The 19,718-nt window shown below is 70.6% G+C and carries 15 protein-coding genes; 7 read left to right on the top strand and 8 right to left on the bottom strand.

Features of this window, described 5'->3' with window-relative positions; genetic code table 11:
* Positions 1 to 6: 6 nt before the first annotated feature.
* Positions 7 to 2,847, bottom strand: coding sequence for a preprotein translocase subunit SecA (gene secA, locus KUF83_RS05435; RefSeq protein ID WP_217453398.1), 2,841 nt, complete (start codon positions 2,845 to 2,847; stop codon positions 7 to 9).
* Positions 2,848 to 3,092: 245 nt separating this feature from the next.
* On the opposite strand from secA, the gene KUF83_RS05430 reads away from it, so the two are divergent.
* The gene (locus tag KUF83_RS05430) at positions 3,093 to 3,671 is read left to right on the top strand and encodes a GNAT family N-acetyltransferase (protein WP_217453397.1); all 579 of its coding nucleotides are present in this window, start codon (positions 3,093 to 3,095) and stop codon (positions 3,669 to 3,671) included.
* 67 nt (positions 3,672 to 3,738) lie between these two features.
* On the top strand, positions 3,739 to 4,941 hold the full coding sequence (locus tag KUF83_RS05425) for a winged helix-turn-helix domain-containing protein (RefSeq protein WP_217453396.1): 1,203 nt from the start codon (positions 3,739 to 3,741) through the stop codon (positions 4,939 to 4,941).
* A 114-nt stretch (positions 4,942 to 5,055) separates the two neighbouring features.
* Here the strand turns inward: KUF83_RS05425 and KUF83_RS05420 are convergent, their stop codons facing one another.
* The 7 genes from KUF83_RS05420 to mtnA form a co-directional block, all read right to left on the bottom strand.
* Positions 5,056 to 5,802: a response regulator transcription factor gene (locus KUF83_RS05420; protein WP_217453395.1), complete on the bottom strand. Its 747-nt coding sequence runs from the start codon at positions 5,800 to 5,802 to the stop codon at positions 5,056 to 5,058.
* Positions 5,803 to 6,031: 229 nt separating this feature from the next.
* Positions 6,032 to 6,724: a ribosome hibernation-promoting factor, HPF/YfiA family gene (gene hpf, locus KUF83_RS05415; protein WP_374105983.1), complete on the bottom strand. Its 693-nt coding sequence runs from the start codon at positions 6,722 to 6,724 to the stop codon at positions 6,032 to 6,034.
* A gap of 315 nt (positions 6,725 to 7,039) precedes the next feature.
* Complete coding sequence (locus tag KUF83_RS05410; RefSeq protein ID WP_217453393.1) at positions 7,040 to 7,891, bottom strand: ComF family protein; 852 nt, start codon at positions 7,889 to 7,891, stop codon at positions 7,040 to 7,042.
* A gap of 195 nt (positions 7,892 to 8,086) precedes the next feature.
* Positions 8,087 to 9,931 (bottom strand): LpqB family beta-propeller domain-containing protein, encoded by a 1,845-nt coding sequence (locus tag KUF83_RS05405; protein ID WP_217453392.1) that lies wholly within the window; start codon positions 9,929 to 9,931, stop codon positions 8,087 to 8,089.
* Positions 9,921 to 11,981 carry an MtrAB system histidine kinase MtrB gene (mtrB, locus tag KUF83_RS05400; RefSeq protein ID WP_217453391.1) on the bottom strand — a complete coding sequence of 687 codons (2,061 nt, stop codon included), beginning with the start codon at positions 11,979 to 11,981 and terminating at the stop codon, positions 9,921 to 9,923. Before mtrB ends, KUF83_RS05405 begins: the two co-directional genes overlap by 11 nt.
* Before the next feature lies 1 nt (position 11,982).
* Complete coding sequence (gene mtrA, locus KUF83_RS05395) at positions 11,983 to 12,672, bottom strand: two-component system response regulator MtrA (protein ID WP_188114266.1); 690 nt, start codon at positions 12,670 to 12,672, stop codon at positions 11,983 to 11,985.
* Positions 12,673 to 12,680: 8 nt separating this feature from the next.
* Positions 12,681 to 13,826 (bottom strand): S-methyl-5-thioribose-1-phosphate isomerase, encoded by a 1,146-nt coding sequence (mtnA, locus tag KUF83_RS05390; RefSeq protein ID WP_217453390.1) that lies wholly within the window; start codon positions 13,824 to 13,826, stop codon positions 12,681 to 12,683.
* 140 nt (positions 13,827 to 13,966) lie between these two features.
* Here mtnA and KUF83_RS05385 point away from each other — a divergent pair, with 140 nt between their 5' ends.
* The 5 genes from KUF83_RS05385 to KUF83_RS05365 are packed head-to-tail and all read left to right on the top strand — an operon-like array spanning position 13,967 to position 19,565.
* Positions 13,967 to 15,346, top strand: a complete 1,380-nt coding sequence (locus tag KUF83_RS05385) for a glycerophosphoryl diester phosphodiesterase membrane domain-containing protein (protein WP_217453389.1) — start codon at positions 13,967 to 13,969, stop codon at positions 15,344 to 15,346.
* Between the two features lie 4 nt (positions 15,347 to 15,350).
* Entirely contained in the window at positions 15,351 to 16,067 is a 717-nt protein-coding gene (locus KUF83_RS05380; protein ID WP_217453388.1) for a DUF4129 domain-containing protein, read from the top strand.
* On the top strand, positions 16,064 to 17,266 hold the full coding sequence (locus KUF83_RS05375; RefSeq protein WP_217453387.1) for a DUF4350 domain-containing protein: 1,203 nt from the start codon (positions 16,064 to 16,066) through the stop codon (positions 17,264 to 17,266). Before KUF83_RS05380 ends, KUF83_RS05375 begins: the two co-directional genes overlap by 4 nt.
* Entirely contained in the window at positions 17,266 to 18,255 is a 990-nt protein-coding gene (locus KUF83_RS05370; RefSeq protein WP_217453386.1) for a MoxR family ATPase, read from the top strand. Before KUF83_RS05375 ends, KUF83_RS05370 begins: the two co-directional genes overlap by 1 nt.
* On the top strand, positions 18,255 to 19,565 hold the full coding sequence (locus KUF83_RS05365; protein ID WP_217453385.1) for a DUF58 domain-containing protein: 1,311 nt from the start codon (positions 18,255 to 18,257) through the stop codon (positions 19,563 to 19,565). Before KUF83_RS05370 ends, KUF83_RS05365 begins: the two co-directional genes overlap by 1 nt.
* The last annotated feature ends 153 nt before the right edge of the window (positions 19,566 to 19,718 follow it).

The following is a 19,718-nucleotide window of genomic DNA, read 5'->3' as shown; positions in this document are numbered from 1 at the left end:
GAACCGTCACTTCTTGCGGCGACGGCCGCCCTTCTGCTGCTTACGGCGCTCCGCGCGCGTGAGGCCGTCGGACTCGGACCGCACCGGCTCGTCGTCGTTGGTGAAGTCGCCCTCGACGATGCCGCCCTCGCCGTCCACGGTCGGCGCGGAGAAGTGCAGCCGGTCCGGCCGCTGCGGAGCGTCGAGCCCCTTGGCCCGGATCTCCGGACGCCCGCCACCGGAGGGTACGGAGTCCTCCTTGGTGAGCGACGGCTTCGAGTCCTCGACCGGGACCTCCTCGACCTGCTGCTCGACCTGGACCTCCAGGTTGAACAGGTAGCCGACGGACTCCTCCTTGATGCCGTCCATCATGGCGGTGAACATGTCGAAGCCCTCACGCTGGTACTCGACCAGCGGGTCCTTCTGGGCCATCGCGCGCAGGCCGATGCCCTCCTGGAGGTAGTCCATCTCGTAGAGGTGCTCGCGCCACTTGCGGTCCAGGACCGACAGCACGACCCGGCGCTCCAGCTCACGCATGATCTCGGAGCCGAGCTGCTCCTCACGGGCCGCGTACTGCTCGTGGATGTCGTCCTTGATGGACTCGGAGATGAACTCGGCGGTGAGGCCGGCCCGGTCGCCCGCGGCCTCCTCCAGCTCCTCGATGGTGACCTTCACCGGGTAGAGCTGCTTGAAGGCGCCCCACAGCCGGTCGACGTCCCACTCCTCGGCGAAGCCCTCGGCGGTCTCCGCGTCGATGTACGCGTCGATCGTGTCGTCCATGAAGTGCTGGATCTGCTCCTGCAGGTCCTCGCCCTCAAGGACGCGGCGGCGCTCGCCGTAGATGACCTCACGCTGCCGGTTGAGGACCTCGTCGTACTTGAGGACGTTCTTCCGGGTCTCGAAGTTCTGCGTCTCGACCTGCGACTGGGCGGAGGCGATGGCGCGGGTGACCATCTTGTTCTCGATCGGCACGTCGTCCGGGACGTTCGCCATCGACATGACGCGCTCGACCATCTGGGCCTTGAACAGCCGCATCAGGTCGTCGCCCAGGGAGAGGTAGAAGCGGGACTCGCCCGGGTCGCCCTGACGGCCGGAGCGGCCGCGCAGCTGGTTGTCGATACGGCGCGACTCGTGCCGCTCGGTGCCCAGCACGTAGAGCCCGCCGAGGTCCTTGACCTCCTCGAACTCCGCCTGCACCGCCTTCGCGGCCCTCTCCAGGGCGGCGGGCAGCGCCGCGGCCCACTCCTCGATGTGCTCCTCGGGGTCGAGGCCGCGCTGGCGCAGCTCGGCCTCGGCGAGGTCGTCGGGGTTGCCGCCGAGCTTGATGTCCGTACCACGGCCGGCCATGTTCGTGGCGACGGTGACAGCACCCTTGCGGCCGGCCTGGGCGATGATCGGCGCCTCACGGTCGTGCTGCTTGGCGTTCAGCACCTCGTGCTGGATGCCGCGCTTGCTGAGCTGCTGCGAGAGGTACTCGGACTTCTCGACCGAGGTGGTGCCGACCAGGATCGGCTGGCCCTTCTCGTGCTTCTCGGCGATGTCGTCGACGACCGCCTCGAACTTCGCGACCTCGGTGCGGTAGATCAGGTCGGACTGGTCCTTGCGGACCATCGGCCGGTTGGTCGGGATCGGGACGACGCCGAGCTTGTAGATCTGGTGGAACTCGGCGGCCTCGGTCATCGCCGTACCGGTCATGCCGGAGAGACCGGGGACTTCCTTGCCGTTGTGGTCGTGGCGCTTGTAGAGGCGGAAGAAGTTCTGCAGGGTGATCGTGGCGAGCGTCTGGTTCTCGTCCTTGATGTCCACCCCTTCCTTCGCCTCGATCGCCTGGTGCATGCCCTCGTTGTAGCGGCGGCCGGCGAGAATACGGCCGGTGTGCTCGTCGACGATCATGACTTCGCCGTCGATGACGACGTAGTCCTTGTCGTTCTTGAAGAGCTCCTTGGCCTTGATGGCGTTGTTCAGGTAGCCCACCAGAGGCGTGTTCACCGACTCGTAGAGATTGTCGATGCCCAGCCAGTCCTCGACCTTGGCGACACCGGACTCGTGGATGGCGACGGTGCGCTTCTTCTCGTCGACCTCGTAGTCGCCGGTCTCCTCGATGCCCTTGAGGGTGTTGCCCGCCTCGCCCTTCTTCAGGCGTGTGACGAGCTTGGCGAAGTCGCCGTACCACTTGGTGGCCTGGTCGGCGGGGCCGGAGATGATCAGCGGCGTACGGGCCTCGTCCACCAGGATCGAGTCGACCTCGTCGACCACCGCGAAGTTGTGGCCGCGCTGCACCAGTTCGTCCTGCGACCACGCCATGTTGTCGCGCAGGTAGTCGAAGCCGAATTCGTTGTTCGTGCCGTACGTGATGTCGCACGCGTACTGCTCGCGGCGCTGGGCCGGCGTCATGTTGGCCAGGATGCAGCCGACGCTCAGGCCCAGGAACTTGTGGACACGGCCCATCATCTCGGAGTCGCGCTCGGCCAGGTAGTCGTTGACCGTGATGAGGTGGACGCCCTCTCCGGAGAGGGCGTTCAGATACGTGGGCAGCGTGCCGACCAGGGTCTTGCCCTCACCGGTCTTCATCTCGGCGACATAGCCGAGGTGGAGCGCGGCGCCGCCCATGATCTGCACGTCGTAGGGACGCTGACCGAGGGCGCGCTTGGCGGCCTCGCGGACCGTCGCGAACGCCTCGGGCAGCAGGTCGTCGAGGCTTTCGCCGTCGGTGTACCGCTGCTTGTACTCATCGGTCAGGGCTCGCAGCTCGGCGTCGGAGAGGTCAACGAAGTCCTCTTCGATGGAGTTGACCTGGTCCGCGATGCGGTGCAGTTTGCGCAGGATCTTTCCTTCGCCTGCACGCATGATCTTCGAGAGGACGGACACGGGGGTTTGTCTCCTTGCCGGTCGGGCCTGGGACGGTCGGTTTCAATGACGGATTCAAATCACAGCTTGAGCAACGGCCATCGTAAGCGAGGACCCCACCGCACAGGGAGGTCTGCATGTGACAGCCATCAGGACAACGGGCGGGGGCTGCGGAAGGTGCCGCGCTGTCGCCACGAAAGGTAACGGCGGCCTCACCCAGAGCGAAAGTGATGGCTTCCTTGTCGAAGCCCGAGCAGAATCGGCCGATGGACCCCGTCACCCTGACCTCCGAACGGCTCCTGCTGCGCACGGTGGGGCCGCACGACACCGACGCGGTGTTCGACGCCGTCCAGGATCCGGACATCCAGCGCTGGACCACGATCCCGTCGCCCTATCTGCGCGAGCACGCCACGGCCTTCACCGAGCAGATGGCGCCCGACGGTTGGGCGGACTGCTCGATGTTCACCTTCGGTGTCTTCCGGCCCGTCGGCGGTGAACTCGCCGGCATGCTCGCCATCACGATGCGCTCCCTGGGAGTCGGCGAGATCGGCTTCTGGGCGACGAAGGAGCACCGGGGCCACGGCTACATCACCGAGGCCGCGCTCACGGCCTCCCGCTGGGCGTTCACACAGCGGGCCGTCGACCGCGTCGAGTGGCGTGCCGAGGTGGGCAACCATGGTTCCCGCGCGGTCGCCGAGCGTGCGGGCTTCACCGTCGAGGGGATCCTGCGCTCCGGCGTCAACAACAAGGGCGTACGCCGTGACTGCTGGGTCGGTTCCCTGCTCCCGTCGGATCTGGGGCTGCCCTCGTCGGCGCCGTACCTTCCCGTTCGGCGGGAGACCTGATCATCGGTCCTGATGGGACGGCCCAGGTCCGGGCCTGCTGTCAGTGGCACCGCCTATCGTGCGGACCATGACGAGTCTGCCGCGCCCGACCACCGAACTCACCGCCGACGAGGCCCGTCGGATCGCCCTGCGCGCCCAGGGTTTCCTGGGCGCCCCCGACCGCAGGGGCGGCGTCCGTGGCGTTCTGCGGCATCTGGGCGCGGTCCAGCTCGACACCATCTCCGTCCTGGCCCGCTCGCACGAACTCGTCCCGTACGCGCGCCTCGGCGCCGTGGGCCGCAGGACGGTCGACGAGGCGTACTGGACCCCGGCGGCCGACGGCACGGCCCCGGCACGGCCCCACGCCTTCGAGTACTGGTCGCACGCGGCCTGCATCCTCCCCGTCGAGGAGTGGCCGCACTTCGCCTTCCGTCGCCGCGCCTACCGCTCCCGCCCGCACTGGCACCACGCGCTGCCGGACGGCACGTACGACCAGGTCATCAAGCAGCTGAGGACCGAAGGGCCGCTCACCGCCACCGACTTGGGCGGCGCGAAGAGGACCAGCGAGTGGTGGGACTGGTCCGGCACCAAGGTCGCCGTCGAGCGCGCGCTGATGTACGGCGAGGTGGTGTGCACGGAGCGCCGCGGCTGGAAGCGGGTGTACGACCTCGCCGAGCGGGCGATCCCGGACGCGCTGCTCCACGACGAGCTGGACGACACGGAGTGCCTGCGCCGCCTCGTCCGGCTGGCGGGCCGCTCCCTGGGTGTCGGTACGCGCGCGGACATCGCCGACTACCACCGCCTCAAGGGCGAGCAGGTCGACGCGGTGATCGCGGAGTCGGGCCTGGTCCCGGTCACCGTGGCGGGCTGGTCCAAGCCGGCCTGGGCGGATCCCGAGGCGCTGGAGACGGCCCCGCGTGGCCGCCACCGCACCACGCTCCTGTCGCCGTTCGACTCGCTGATCTGGGAGCGTGCGCGCACGGAGCGCATCTTCGGCTTCACCCACCGCCTGGAGGCCTACGTCCCCAAGCCCAAGCGGGTGTACGGCTACTTCGCCATGCCCGTGCTGGCGGGCGGCCGTCTGGTCGGCCGGGTGGACCCGGCTCGCGAGGGCGCCACCCTGGTGGCCAAGCAGGTCACCGTCGACAGCCCCAAGTCGGTACCGGCCGTGGCCCAGGCCCTGACCGAGGCGGCAAGCTGGGTGGACTGCACGAACGTGCGGGTGGAGCGTGCGAACACTCCGGAACTGCGTGACGCCCTGGCTGCGGAGCTCAGGCGGACGGTCGGCTGATCCGCGTAGCCCTTCGGGGGCGCGGGGCCGTGGCCTCGTGCGGGTTCGCCGCCCGGGCGCCGTCGGCCGCGTCCGGCCCGCGGCCTCGCAGCGGCCGGTTTCGCCGAGCGCCCCTCACCGGATCTCGAGGATCTTCTCCCGCATCGCGTACACCACGGCCTCCATCCTGGAGTGCAGCTGCAGTTTCTCCAGGATGTTCCGTACGTGGTTCTTCACGGTGTTCTCGGAGATGAACAACTCCTTGGCGATGTCCCGGTTGTTCATCCCCGTCGCGACGAGCTTGAGGACCTCCAGCTCGCGCTCCGTCAGCCGGGGTGCCGGCACCAGGCGCCGCTCGTCCGTGCGCTGGATCATCGACTTGAACTCGGTGAGCAGCTTCGACGCCATGGACGGGCTGATCTGCGACTGCCCGTCGGCCACGGCGCGAATGGCCGTGGCCACCTCGTCCGTGGAGATCTCCTTGAGGAGATAGCCGGTGGCTCCCGCCTTGATCGCGTCGTAGAGGTCGGCTTCCTCGTCGCTGATCGTCAGCATGATGATCTTCGCGCTGGGTGCGACCTCCTTGATGGAGGTGCACGCCTCGATTCCGCCGCGCTTCGGCATGCGTACGTCCATGAGGACGATGTCCGGCAGCAGGTCGGCGGCCTTGTCGACGGCCTCCGCGCCGTCGCCCGCCTCCCCGACGACCTGGATGTCCTCCTCCGCGGCGAGCACGATCTCCAGGCCGCGGCGGAAGAGGGCGTGGTCATCCACGACAAGGACCCGGATGGGCTCCTTGCGTGGGGAGCCCGAGTCCGGGCCCATGCCGACGACGCCGTCGCCGGCATCTTCGTCACGCATCGGTCCGAAGCTGTCCGCCATGGTTCCTCCCCCTGAAGGCCGTGGCCTGCGTTCCTGTGCCGTCGCCAACCCGGGGCGACAGCGCACCGGTTGAGGCCGGTACGGCCATGATTTCATGCCCGGACGACAACGGGACGACAGAGCGGGGCGCGAAGGGGTCGCACACCGGTGCCCCTGGGGGCGCACAGGCACTCCAGGGGCACCACTGGGGGTTCCTCCGGCCGAAGCTGGGGGAGCTCGCCGGGCGCGGTCAGCCGCCCAGCACCCCGCCCGCCGGGGCATGCTCCGCCTGAGCGACCATCGGGTCCGTGCTGAGGTGGATGACGCCGTAGTCGTACGCGTGCCGCCGGTAGACGACACTCGGTTCCTTGGTCTCGGAGTCGACGAACAAGTAGAAGTCGTGCCCGACCAGCTCCATCTCGTAGAGCGCCTGGTCGAGCGTCATCGGGGACGCGACGTGGGTCTTCTCGCGGACGACGAGGGGGCCGTCACCCTTGACCTCGAGCGGGCCGATCCTCTTGGTCGGCACTGCCTCGGGTTCTTCGTCATGGACGACGCTGCCGTTGCCGTCGAGTGTCGCCGCGTCCGGGACGTGGTCGGCCACCTCAGCGGCCGAGATCCGGCGGGCGCCACGGCGTGTGTACCGCTTGTCGTGCTGCTTGCGCAGCCGTGCTTCCAGCTTGTCCGCCGCCAGGTCCAGCGCCGCGTACGGGTCGCTTGCCGCTGCCTCCGCCCGGATCACCGGGCCGCGGGAGTGAAGTGTGATCTCCACTCGGTCGGAGCGGTCGGCCTGCCGGGGGTTCAGCTCCTTGGACACCTCGACGTCCAGGCTGATCACCTTGCCGTCGAGCTTCTGGATCTTCTCCAGCTTCAGCTTCTCGGCCACGTGCTTGCGGAACCGCTCGGGCACCTCGGTCTTGCGGCCCTTGACGACGATGTCCACGCAGAACTCCGTTCCCGGATTGCTCCGCATCGACGGCGGAGCATCTCCCTTTTGCACCAGGCTCCAGCGCGTCCCGGAGCCTCGGACTCGGTGACTTCCACCTCCTCCTCCCCCGCGGGCAAGATCTCCACCCCACTGCCACGGGTGATTGCGGAAAACCCACGGCGCGGCATTCCGATTAGCAAGGGTCGGCGTCCGCCATTCCCTCACAACCGAACATATCTCGCCTGGACGGATGTCGTCACCCTCTACTGCTGCGTACCTCCATTCAGGTGAATGGAACCTCTCACTACCTGCAACGACGCAAGTTCCCTGTCAGTTCCGGTTTATTTCGAAAGAAGCTGGAGAAGCAGCGACCACCGCCGCGCCGATCCCGCCTTCCGCACTGTTCACGTCACTCTTTTCCCTGACCACTTCTGCTCGGCCTACACCTGCCAGCGCCGTCCGTGCCGCTTCTTCTCCCGTCGTTCCGGGTGTTACCCGGCCGTAGAAACCATCGCCTTCGGGCAGAGCGGCTCTCAGGGCCCGCGCTCCCTCCGCCAAGGACGCCCCCGTCGTCATCAAGTCGTCGACGAGCACGATCCGCCCTCCGTCCGCCAGCAGCCGCGTGCCACCCGGGGCGACCTCCAGGGCGCCGGCGAGATTGTCCAGCCGCTGCCGCGAGTTGAGCCCCGACTGGTCGGCCACGGCCCGCCGCTGCCGCAGTACGGCGAGCACCCGCGTCGGCGTCCCGCCACGCCGCAGCTCAGCCGCCGCGGCGAGCGCGATCCGCCGCGCGGGATCGTGTCCCCGCGCACGCACCGCCCACCTCGCCGACGGCACCGGCACGAGCAGCAACGCCGCCCCCGAGCCACCCGGCCCCGTCCGTCCACCGGATCCGAGCCCTGCCCGCACAGCCCCCGCCAGCGCCGCTCCCAGCGGCCCCGCGAGCGTCAACGCCCCCCGTTCCTTGTGGGCGAGGAGCGCCGCGCGCACCTCGTCCTCGTACGGAGCCGCCGCGTGCACCACCGGCAGCCCCGGCGGCTCCGGATCCGGTCGCACCCGGCTCGGTACGTCCCCCGTCAGGGCGGCACGGCACTTTGGGCAGAGCACCGTGCGAGGCCTTCCACAGCCTCCGCACTCGGCCGGCAGCACCAGGTCCGTGAGGTCCTGCCACCACCCCCGCATGCCCACCACTGTGCCAAGGCCCGGGCACCCCTGCCAGCCCTGTGGACAACTACCTGTGGACAACTCCCCGCAGAAGCTGGTGCGTTGTCCCCCACACGAGCGACGAACGTCCCAACATGCCGACCGGGCCGCAGCCGCGGCCGGCCAAGCACCACCGGGCCGGGCGGAGCGCGGAGTGCACCCGCGGAGCGGGGTTCACCCCGGATAGACCGGCGCCGTCCCCGTCTTGACGACCGTCTGCCACTGGGAACCGGTCGAGAGCCGCACGATCCCGTCCTCCGAGTGCGCCACCAGCGGCAGCCGTTCGTTCTCGGAGGCGGCGATCTCCTTCACGCCGGTGAGCGCGGAGGGTGCCTGGCCGACCGGAGTGGACCCGTCGACCTGGACGTACTGGATCTGCTGCACACCGCGGGCCTCGCGCCCGACCACGACCAGGCGGCTGTCACCGGCCCAGGACATGGCCGTGGTCTCCTCCAACTGCGGTGCCACGGTCCGCAGTTCGTGGACGCCAACGGCGCTCTTCCCGTTCTCCCGCGTCCGCTCGATCCGTCCCATGAGCAGGGTCGTCCGCTTGTCGTTCCGCACGATCAGCGCGATCCGCACACCGTCCGCGGCCACCCGCACCGCCTCGATCCGCCCGTCGAGGCCGGGCGTCGAGACGACCAGTGGGTCGCCCGCCCCCTCCGACAGCAGGAGCAGCCGGGGGTTCTTCGGGTCACGGTCGGCCACCCACAGGTCGCCACTCGTGTCCCAACTGGGTGTCGTCAGCCCGTCGTCCTCCGACGTGGCCTTGCTGCGCAGCACGGGGTCCCCCAGCGAACCGCCCGACGCGAGCGACCCGACGTACATCGAGCGCCCGTCGAGCGACACCCCGGCCGCGGTGTCCTCGTCCCGCGAGACCGCGGCGGCGCGCAACGCCTTGTCGCCGTCACCGAGCGCGCCCGGGACCGGCTCGGGTTCCTGCTCGCTGCTGGCTCCCGGTATCCGTACCAGCCGCTTCTCGCCGTCGATGAAGTACTCGTACGAGGCGCTCTTCGCCGGACCGCGCGTGACGTAGGTCTCGGCCCGGGCCGCGTCGGTCACGCACGACTGTGTGCCGTCCGAACGCTGGAGCTCCACCTCGTCGACGCCCGTGGGCGTCAGGTCCTGGAGCGTGAACAGGATCTGGGCGGCCATCTCCGTGCACTTGGCCTGCCCCACCCGGTCGGCCTTGGCGTTCAGCGGCACCGTCAGCCGGTTCTGGTCGTCGGGCGTCAGCGACTTGACGCCCTTCTTCAGCGCCGTACCGGTGGGGAAACTCGACCTGACCACCGGCTTGAGCCAGCTCGTCGGGCCCTTCAGGACCGAGCGGACCATCTGGGTCACCGGGTCCACCTGCTCCCGTACGTAGACGGGGTCGGCGACCGCCGCGAGCTGCCCGTCGGTCCCGCCGGCCGTGTTCGAAGCGAAGTAGTACTTACTGACGGACTCGTAGTTGCGCCGGAAGTCGGACATCCCCATCACCACGCCCGACGGCAGCGAGGCTATGCGCCACTGCTTGGTGCCGTCCGCCTCCTTCTGTTCCGTGAGGTGCACGAGCTTGTCGTACGCCCCTTCGGCGGGCTCGTAGGCGAACTGCGAGTCCACCGTGGCGACCTTGCGACCGATCAGCGAGTAGGTGTAGTCGCCGGTCGCCTCCCTGCTGTTGGCACGGTCCGCCACGGGGTTCGGCCCGTCCGCGAGCACCGTCGTCGACTCATTCGGGTGCCACTCCTGCGACGCCTTCTCGGTCAGGTACTTGCGGGCCGTCTCGAACTGCGGGTCGTCACTGGTCAGCGCTTCGAGGAAGCCCTGGACGATCTCGTCGGGCTGCGCGTTCTCCCGCGGCGGTATCGCGAAGACCCGGACCTGCGCGTCCGGCCGCTGGGAGGCCTCGACATCACGCAGGTCCCCTCCGTCCGGCATCGACGCGCACCCTGCCAGCAGTACCGTGCCGCAGGCGGCGTACACCGCCACGCGCGCCGGACGCCCACGGCCGCTCCCATCGCGGTCAGCGCCCACGAGAACCCTCCCCATGCTTCAACTGGTCCGGCCGCTCGCCGGTTCCCCGGCCGTCCTCGGACGGGGCCTCTTCTGGCGCCGAGGCCGGGCCCCGAGCGTCGGTGGACGGCCTCGGCACCACCCGCGCGCCGTTGCCGGGCAGCGCCGCCGGATCCACCGCGCCCGCCACTCCGGGAGCACGGGCCGGCATCGGCGGCACCGCCCGCTCACTGACGGGCTGCGCCGGTACCGTCGCCAGCTTCTGCGAGCCGTCGAGGGGCAGGCCCGCGTCGTTCAGCCCGCGGTTGCGCCGTGAGTCCTTGGGCTCCAGGGGTATCGGCGAGCCCCGCAGCGGCTCGTCGGCCGTCCGCGGCAGCGTCAGCCGGAACTGCGAGCCGCCGCCCGGTTCGCCCCACGCCTGCAGCCAGCCGCCGTGCAGCCGCGCGTCCTCCAGAGCGATCGACAGGCCGAGGCCCGTACCGCCGGTGGTACGCGCGCGTGCCGGGTCGGCCCGCCAGAAGCGGCTGAACACCCGGGTCGCCTCGCCGGGCTTGAGGCCCACTCCGTAGTCGCGCACCGCGACCGCGACCGCACCCCCCGCCGCCGCGAGCTTGACCACCACGTCGTTGCCCTCGCCGTGCTCCACGGCGTTGACCACGAGGTTGCGCAGGACCCGCTCCACCCGCCGGGCGTCCGCCTCGGCGATCACCGGCTGCACGTCCCCGACGACCCGTATGTGAGTGCCCTTGCGCTCGGCGAGCGGCTCGGCCCCGCTGACGACCCTCCGTACGACTTCCCGCAGGTCTATCGGCTCGGCCTCCAGCGCCGCCGCGCCCGCGTCGAACCGGCTGATCTCCAGCAGGTCGGCGAGCAGCGTCTCGAAACGGTCCAGCTGGTCGGCCAGCAGCTCCGCCGACCGGGCGGTCACCGGGTCGAAGTCCACGCGCGCGTCATGGATGACGTCCGCGGCCATCCGCACGGTCGTCAGGGGCGTACGCAGCTCGTGCGACACGTCGGACACGAACCGCCGCTGCATCCGTGACAGGTCCTCCAGCTGCTGGATCTTCAGCTGCAGGTTCTGCGCCATCTTGTTGAAGGCCTCACCGAGACGCGCGATGTCGTCCTCGCCGGTGACCTTCATACGTTCCTGGAGGCGTCCGGCGGACAGCCGCTCGGCGATCCCCGCCGCCATCCGCACGGGCGTGACGACCTGGCGCACCACGAGCCAGGCGATCGCCCCGAGGAGGACCACGACGAAGAGCCCCGCCGTCGCGAGCGTGCCCTTGACGAGGCTGAGCGACTTCTCCTCCTGCGTGAGCGGGAAGAGGTAGTACAGCTGGAACGGGTCGTTCTTGGGGTCGTTGACCTGGGTGCCGATGATCAGCGCCGGCTGCGACTTCTGACCGTTGGTGTAGACGATGCGCGTGTAGCTCTGGGCCGCGCCCGTGCCGGCGTCGACCCGTACCCGCAGGTCCTGGGGCACGCTGAGGCTCGGGTCGACATAGCCCGAGGCACGTGGTCCGAGGCCCCTGCTGCTGTTGTCCGCGGAGGTGGTGCTGAGGGTCACGACACTGAACGCGCCCTGGCCACCGCTGGAGAGCGACTCGACGAGGGTGCTCATCCAGACGCTGACGTTCTGGACGGGGTTGTCGTCCGCGCCGGAGCGGCTGTCCCCGCCCGCGCCCGCCGCGCTGTCGGCCTCCTGTTTGGCGACCGTGAACCCGCCCGTGGCCTGGCTCTGCGAGGCCTTCACCTTGGCGTCCAGCAGGCCGTTGCGCACCTGTCCGATCACGACGAAACCCAGCAGCAGAACGACGCCCAGCGACATGAGCAGGGTCGTGACGACGACCTTGAGCTGGATGTTGCGCCGCCACAGCCGCATGACAGGCAGCAGCGGACGGCGCACCCAGCGCATGAACAGCCGAAGGACCGGGCTGCCCTGGACACCGCCCTGGAGCAGCCCGCCTTCGACGAACCGCCCCCAGAGGGAGCCCGTCATCTTCCGGCCGACAGGCCGCCCCGGCCGGACTCCCGGCTCACCGGGCGCCGAAGCGGCACTGTCCCGGGACATGTCAGCTCGGTCCGGCCTTGTAACCGACGCCACGGACGGTCACCACGATCTCCGGCCGCTCCGGGTCCTTCTCGACCTTGGAGCGCAGCCGCTGCACATGGACGTTCACCAGACGGGTGTCCGCCGCGTGCCGGTAGCCCCACACCTGCTCCAGGAGCACCTCACGCGTGAACACCTGCCACGGCTTACGGGCCAGCGCCACCAGCAGGTCGAACTCCAGCGGAGTCAGCGCGATGGACGCCCCGTCCCGCTTCACAGAGTGACCGGCCACGTCGATGACCAGATCGCCGATCGCGAGCTGCTCGGGCGCCGGTTCCTCCGACCTGCGGAGCCTGGCCCGGATCCGGGCCACCAGTTCCTTTGGCTTGAACGGCTTCACGATGTAGTCGTCGGCGCCCGACTCGAGGCCCACCACGACATCGACGGTGTCGCTCTTCGCGGTGAGCATCACGATCGGTACCCCGGACTCCGCCCTGATCAGGCGGCACACCTCGATACCGTCCCGGCCGGGAAGCATCAGGTCCAGGAGCACCAGGTCGGGCTTGCTCTCACGGAAAGCGGCCAGCGCCTTGTCGCCGTCGGCTACGAAAGACGGCTCAAAACCTTCACCACGCAACACAATGCCGAGCATCTCGGCCAGTGCGGTGTCGTCATCGACGACAAGGACTCGTCCCTTCATAAACGACATCATCCCATTAACTAAATCGTTACCTGGCGTGACCTGTCACACAGCTCCGCAAGCGCCTCGGCCGTCACGGGCGACACGACGCCCTCCTCGGTGACGATCGCCGTCACCAACTCGGGCGGCGTCACGTCGAACGCCGGGTTGTACGCCTGGGTCCCCAGGGGTGCCACCGGTATTCCGCCTCCCGCTTCGACTCCCGCCACCGGCACCTGCGGTGCTGTGATCTCCGTCACTTCATGACCGGCACGCTGCTCGACCTCGATCGATGCTCCGTTCGGAGTGTCCGGATCCACCGTCGTCACCGGCGCCACCACGATGAACGGCACATGGTGGTACCTGGCCAGCACCGCGAGCGGATAGCTCCCCACCTTGTTCGCCACCGAACCGTCGGCGGCGATCCGGTCCGCTCCGATGAGCACCGCGTCCACCTCTCCCGCCGAGAACAGTGACCCGGCAGCGTTGTCCGTGAGCAAGGTGTACGCCATTCCGGCGCGCGCCGCCTCATACGAGGTCAGGCGAGCACCCTGCAGCAACGGACGCGTCTCGTCCACCCAGAGCCTGCGCAGCCGCCCCGCGCGGTGCGCCGCGAGCACCACCGCGAACGCCGTGCCCTCCCCGCCGGACACCAGCGCCCCGGTGTTGCAGTGCGTGAGAATCCGGTGGTTGCCCCCGGGCAGCAGCTCGTCCAGCAGCGCCAGCCCCTGCTCGGCCATACGTGCGCTGGCCTCGGCGTCCTCCCGGTGGAGTGCCCGCGCGGCGGCCAGCGCGGCCTCGGCGGCCCGCTTCTGGTCGCCGCCGCCCCGCAGGACGGCCAGGTGTGCCGCCTGAGCCCGGCGAACCCCGTGCGAGAGGTTCACCGCGGTGGGCCGGGCGCTCGCGAGGGAGGCCGCGGCCTCGTCCACGTCGAACCCCCGCGCGGCGGCGAGCGCGACCCCGTACGCCCCCGCGATGCCGAGCAGCGGTGCCCCGCGCACGGCGAGCGTGCGGATCGCCTCCACCAGCGCGGGCGCGTCCGTACACACCAGCTCGACCTCTTCGGCGGGCAGCCGCGTCTGGTCGAGGAGGACCAGCACGGGGCCCTCCGGCGGCTCGTCCCACCGAATCGCGGGTATCTCGACGGGCCGGTTGTCCTCGCGGGATTGCGCGTACTGATCAGCCATCCGCCCAGTCTGCCCCGTACGGGCCGGACAATTGAAGGTGTGCAGCCCATACGGCGGCCGGTCACTTCCCGGGCACACCGTGGCACGATGGCAGCCAACCTGCCGCCGCGACCGCGGACGGGCACCGTGAAGGAGCGACGATGAACAACACTCCGGGCTGGGCATCGCCCGGATCTGCCCCCTCCGAAGGGCAGAACGGACAGGAACCGGCGACCCCGGGCCCTGCCGAGCCCTCGGATCGGCCCACTCCTCCCCAGCCCACGGGCGAGCCCGGCCCCGCCCCGTCCGGCCCCGGCTCGAAGTGGTCCAAGGAGCAGCCTCCGCCGACCCAGTGGCCCGCGCCCAGCGGCCCGCAGGGCGCCCCGCCCCAGGCTCCGCCTCCGCCGGGCCCCGGCTGGGGCGGACAGCCGCCCGCCGGCCCCGGCGGATACGGAGGCCCTGGCGGATACGGGGGTTACGGCGGCCCGGGCGGGTACGGCTACGGCCAGGGCCCCGGCGGCCACCCCAGCTGGGGAGGCCCACCGCCCGCGGCCAAGCCCGGCGTGATCCCGCTCCGCCCGCTCGGCGTCGGCGAGATCCTCGACGGCGCGGTGTCGACCATGCGCACGCACTGGCGCACGGTTCTCGGCATCTCGCTGACGGTCGCCGTGTTCACGCAGATCGCCGTGATCCTGCTCCAGGGCTTCGTCCTGGACGACAGCGCCAGCGCGGACACCCTCAACGACCCCAGTGCCACCGCCGGGGAGCTGACCCGGGCCCTGGGCGACACCCTCCTCAACTCCGGTGTCGTCCTCCTGATCACCCTGCTCGGCACCATCGTCGCGACGGCCCTGCTCACGACCGTGACCAGCCGCGCCGTCCTCGGCAAGTCGGTGACCACCGCCGAGGCCTGGCAGGACGCCCGGCCCCAGCTGCCCAAGCTCATCGGCCTGACCTTCCTGCTCCCGCTCATCGCTGTCGCGACCGCAGCCGTCGGCACCCTGCCCGGCGTCCTCGTCGGCCTCGCCGGCGGAGGTGACGGCGCCGTGGCACTCGCCGTGTTCGGCGGCCTGGCAGCGTCCCTCGTCGCGCTCTGGCTGATGATCCGCTTCTCCCTGGCCTCGCCGGCCCTGATGCTGGAGAAGCAGAGCGTCCTGAAGTCGCTGAGCCGGTCCGCGAAGCTGGTCCGCGGCTCCTGGTGGCGGGTCTTCGGCATCCAGCTCCTCGCCACGATCATCGCGAACATCGTCGCGTCGATCATCGTGATCCCGTTCGCCCTCATCGCCTCCGCTCTCAGCGGCGACGGCGTCGGCGGCTTCCTCAACAGCGGCACCGGCGACCTCGGCTGGACGTTCCTCATCGTCAGCGGCGTCGGCTCGGTGATCGGAGCCATGCTCACCTTCCCGATCACCGCCGGTGTCACCGTGCTCCTCTACATCGACCAGCGCATCCGCCGCGAAGCCCTCGACCTCGACCTGGCCCGCGCGGCCGGCGTCCAGGACTACGGCTCCGGCGCGCACGGCTCCACTCCGGGGAGCTGACGGAGTGAGCCTGGCGGGGGGAGTTCTCACAGCGGTACTGGCGCTGCCACACGCCGACGGCGAACCACCGGTGACCGTCCCGCGCGACCCCGCGCGGGAGGCCGCCCGGCGCGAGCTGTCCAAGCGGATGTACCACGAGGACGACCCCAGCCTGCTCCAACGCGCCCTGAACGCCTTCTGGGAGTGGGTCGACAAACTGTTCGGCGCCGCCTCCACAGCGACCCCGGGAGGCGGGCTCGGCCTGCTGGTCATCGCCCTGGCGGTTGTGGCAATCGTCGGCGCCCTCTGGTGGCGCCTCGGCTCCCCCCGCCGCGGCCCCACGTCAGCGGTCCCCCTCTTCGACGACCGGCCGCGCAGCGCGGCCGAGCACCGCGCGGCCGCCGAGGCACACGCGGCCCAGGGCCACTGGAACCAGGCCGTCCAGGAGCGCATGCGCGCCGTCGTCCGCGCCCTGGAGGAACGAGCGCTCCTCGACCCCCGTCCCGGACGCACCGCCGACGAGGCCGCAGCGGAGGCGGGCCGCGCACTCCCCGCCCACACGGACCGACTGCGCGCCGCGGCACGGGACTTCGACGACGTGACGTACGGCGGACGAACGGCCGCCCCGGAGACGTACCACCGCCTCGCGCAACTCGACAGCGACCTGGAGCGCACCAAACCGGTCCTCGCGAGCAGCAGCCACAGCACGGACCACAGCGCCCACCAGGGGGCCTCCAGGTGACCACCGAGGCACCCGAGGCCACCTTGCCGTCCACCTCGGCCTCTCCCACCACCCGCCAGGTGTGGACCCGCTCGCGCGGCATCCTGCTCGCACTGGTGATCCTCCTGGCGGCCGCCGTCGCCATCGCCCTCGTACGCTCCGACGCCCGGCACGGCAGCCTCGACCCCCGCTCCGCTGATCCCTCCGGCAGCCGCGCCGTCGCCGAACTGCTCGCCGATCGGGGCGTGTCCACGCGGGTGGTCACCACCCTGGGCGAGGCAAGCACCGCGACCGGCCCCGACACGACGCTCCTGGTCGCCCGCCCCGACCTGCTGACCGCCCGTCAGCAGGACCGTCTCCACTCGGCGTTCGTGAACTCCGGCAGCCGCACGGTCCTCGTCGCTCCCGGCGCCCCGTCCGTCGGCACCCTCGCCCCCGGAGTCGACGCCGACCTCGCGCCGAGTTTCGACTCCACGCTCCCGCCCGGCTGCAGCCTGCCCGCCGCCCGACGAGCGGGCACCGCCGACACGGGCGGCATCCGCTACACGGCGGACGTGTCCGACGCCGACGCCTGCTACCCCAGCGACGGCCTGCCCACCCTGCTGCGCATCCCCGCGGCCGAGAGGGGCGGCGACACCGTCGTGCTCGGCGCCCCCGACATCCTCCGCAACGACCGTCTCGACGAGCACGGCAACGCCTCCCTCGCCCTCCAACTGCTCGGCTCCCGCCCCCATGTGGTCTGGTACCTCCCCTCGCTCTCCGACGACTCCGCCACCGACGCCGGTGACCGCAGCTTCACCGACCTGATCCCCTCCGGCTGGCTCTGGGGCACGCTGCAGCTCTTCGTCGCAGCAGTCCTGGCAGCCCTCTGGCGCGCCCGCCGCCTCGGCCCGCTCGTCCCCGAAAGGCTCCCCGTCGCGATCCGCGCCTCCGAAACCGTCGAAGGCCGGGCCCGCCTCTACCGCAAGTCGAACGCCCGCGACCGGGCCGCCTCGGCCCTGCGCTCCACCACCCGCACCCGCCTGGCCCCCCTCGTCGGTGTGTCCCCCGCCCAGGCGCACGCGCCCGAAGCACTCCTCCCCGCTCTGTCCGCCCAGCTCCGCCGGGAGGGACAGTCCTTGCACGTCCTCCTCTTCGGGCCGCCGCCCCGCGACGACGCGGCCCTCATCCATCTCGCCGACCAACTCGACGCCCTCGAAAGTGAGGTACGCCGTCCATGATGGCCCCGACCACTGACAACGCCGGGTACGCCGGGGATCCGGGCGCTGCCCGCTCCTCCCTGGAAGCCCTGCGCGCCGAGATCGCCAAAGCCGTGGTCGGCCAGGACCCCGCCGTGACCGGTCTCGTCGTCGCCCTCCTGTGCCGCGGACACGTTCTACTAGAAGGAGTCCCTGGAGTAGCGAAAACGTTGCTCGTGCGGGCCCTCGCATCCGCGCTGGAACTCGACACCAAGCGCGTCCAGTTCACTCCCGACCTGATGCCGAGCGACATCACGGGCTCCCTCGTCTACGACGCCCGCACCTCGGAGTTCTCCTTCCAGCCCGGCCCGGTCTTCACCAATCTCCTCCTCGCCGACGAGATCAACCGCACCCCGCCCAAGACCCAGTCCTCGCTCCTCGAAGCGATGGAGGAGCGCCAGGTCACGGTCGACGGCACCCCCCGCCCGCTCCCCGAGCCGTTCCTGGTCGCCGCGACCCAGAACCCGGTCGAGTACGAGGGCACGTACCCCCTCCCGGAAGCGCAGCTGGACCGTTTCCTCCTCAAGCTGACCATCCCCCTCCCATCCCGCCAGGACGAGATCAACGTCCTCACCCGTCACGCCGAGGGCTTCAATCCACGCGACCTGCGCGCCGCCGGCGTACGCCCCGTAGCCGGTCCGGCAGAGCTCGAAGCGGCCCGCGCGGCCGTCGCCAAAACAGCGGTCTCCCCCGAAATCACCGGCTACGTAGTGGACATCTGCCGCACGACCCGTGAATCGCCGTCCCTCACCCTCGGTGTCTCCCCCCGAGGCGCGACGGCCCTCCTGGCCACGGCCCGCGCCTGGGCCTGGCTGACCGGCCGCGACTACGTCATCCCCGACGACGTGAAGGCCCTGGCTCTCCCGACCCTGCGCCACCGCGTCCAGCTTCGCCCGGAGGCCGAGATGGAGGGCGTGACGGCCGACTCGGTCATCGCCGCGATCCTCTCCCACGTCCCCGTCCCCCGCTGATGCCTCTCACCGGACGCGCCGCGCTCCTGGCGGCCCTCGGCACCCTCCCCGTAGGCATCCTGGAGCCCAGTTGGACGGGCATCCTCGCCGTCAACGGTCCCCTGGCACTCGCCTGCGCCTGCGACTTCGCTCTGGCCGCACCGGTACGCCGCCTGGGCCTGACCCGCTCGGGCGACACCTCCGTACGCCTTGGCGAGGCCGCCGACGTCACCCTCACCGTCACCAACCCGTCCGGCCGCCCTCTGCGCGCCCGCGTCCGTGACGCCTGGCCCCCGAGCAGCTGGCAGGCCGGCACGGAGGTCGCCGCGTCCCGCCACCGGCTGACGGTCCCCGCGGGCGAACGACGCCGCGTGACGACCCGCCTGCGCCCCACCCGCCGCGGCGACCGCCGGGCGGACCGCGTGACCATCCGCTCGTACGGTCCTCTAGGCCTGTTCGCCCGCCAGGGCAGCCACAAGACCCCCTGGGCGGTACGTGTCCTGCCCCCGTTCACCAGCCGCAAGCACCTCCCGTCGAAGCTGGCCCGCCTGCGCGAACTCGACGGCCGCACCAGCGTCCTGACACGCGGTGAGGGAACCGAGTTCGACAGCCTGCGCGACTACGTCCCCGGCGACGACACACGCTCCATCGACTGGCGCGCCACCGCCCGCCAGGCAAGGGTCGCCGTACGCACCTGGCGCCCCGAGCGCGACCGGCACATCCTTCTGATCCTCGACACCGGCCGCACGGCCGCCGGCCGCGTCGGAGACGCCCCCCGACTCGACGCCTCGATGGACGCGGCTCTCCTCCTGGCAGCCCTCGCTTCTCGCGCCGGCGACCGAGTGGACCTCCTCGCTTACGACCGCCGGGTACGCGCCCTGGTACAGGGCCGAGCCGCAGGCGATGTCCTTCCTTCCCTGGTCAACGCCATGGCGCACCTCGAACCGGAGCTCGTCGAGACCGATGCCCGTGGCCTCGCCTCCACCGCACTCCGCACGGCCCCGCGCCGCTCGCTGATCGTGCTCCTCACGACCCTCGACGCGGCCCCCATCGAGGAGGGCCTGCTTCCCGTACTCTCCCGCCTCACCCAGCGCCACACAGTTCTCGTCGCTTCGGTCTCCGACCCTCACATAGAGCGCATGGCAGCGGCACGGGGCACCACCGAGTCGGTGTACGAGGCTGCCGCCGCGGCCCAGGCCCAGGCGGAACGGCATCGCACCGCCGAGCAACTCACCCGGCACGGTGTGACTGTCGTCGACGCAACACCCGACAACCTGCCGCCGGCCTTGGCAGACGCGTATCTGGCATTGAAGGCCGCAGGCCGCCTTTGACTTCCGCCGAATTCCGGGGGGTATAGAAACACCCCCAGAATTGAGCGAGCTGAAACACGTGGTGAACGCAAAATAGCCCCCGCACCGGAGTGCGGGGGCTATCAGCAATATAAGTTCGGCGGCGTCCTACTCTCCCACAGGGTCCCCCCTGCA

It is taken from the genome of Streptomyces sp. BV286 (assembly GCF_019090165.1).
Classification (GTDB): domain Bacteria; phylum Actinomycetota; class Actinomycetes; order Streptomycetales; family Streptomycetaceae; genus Streptomyces.
This window is presented reverse-complemented; position numbering and strand designations above follow the sequence as displayed.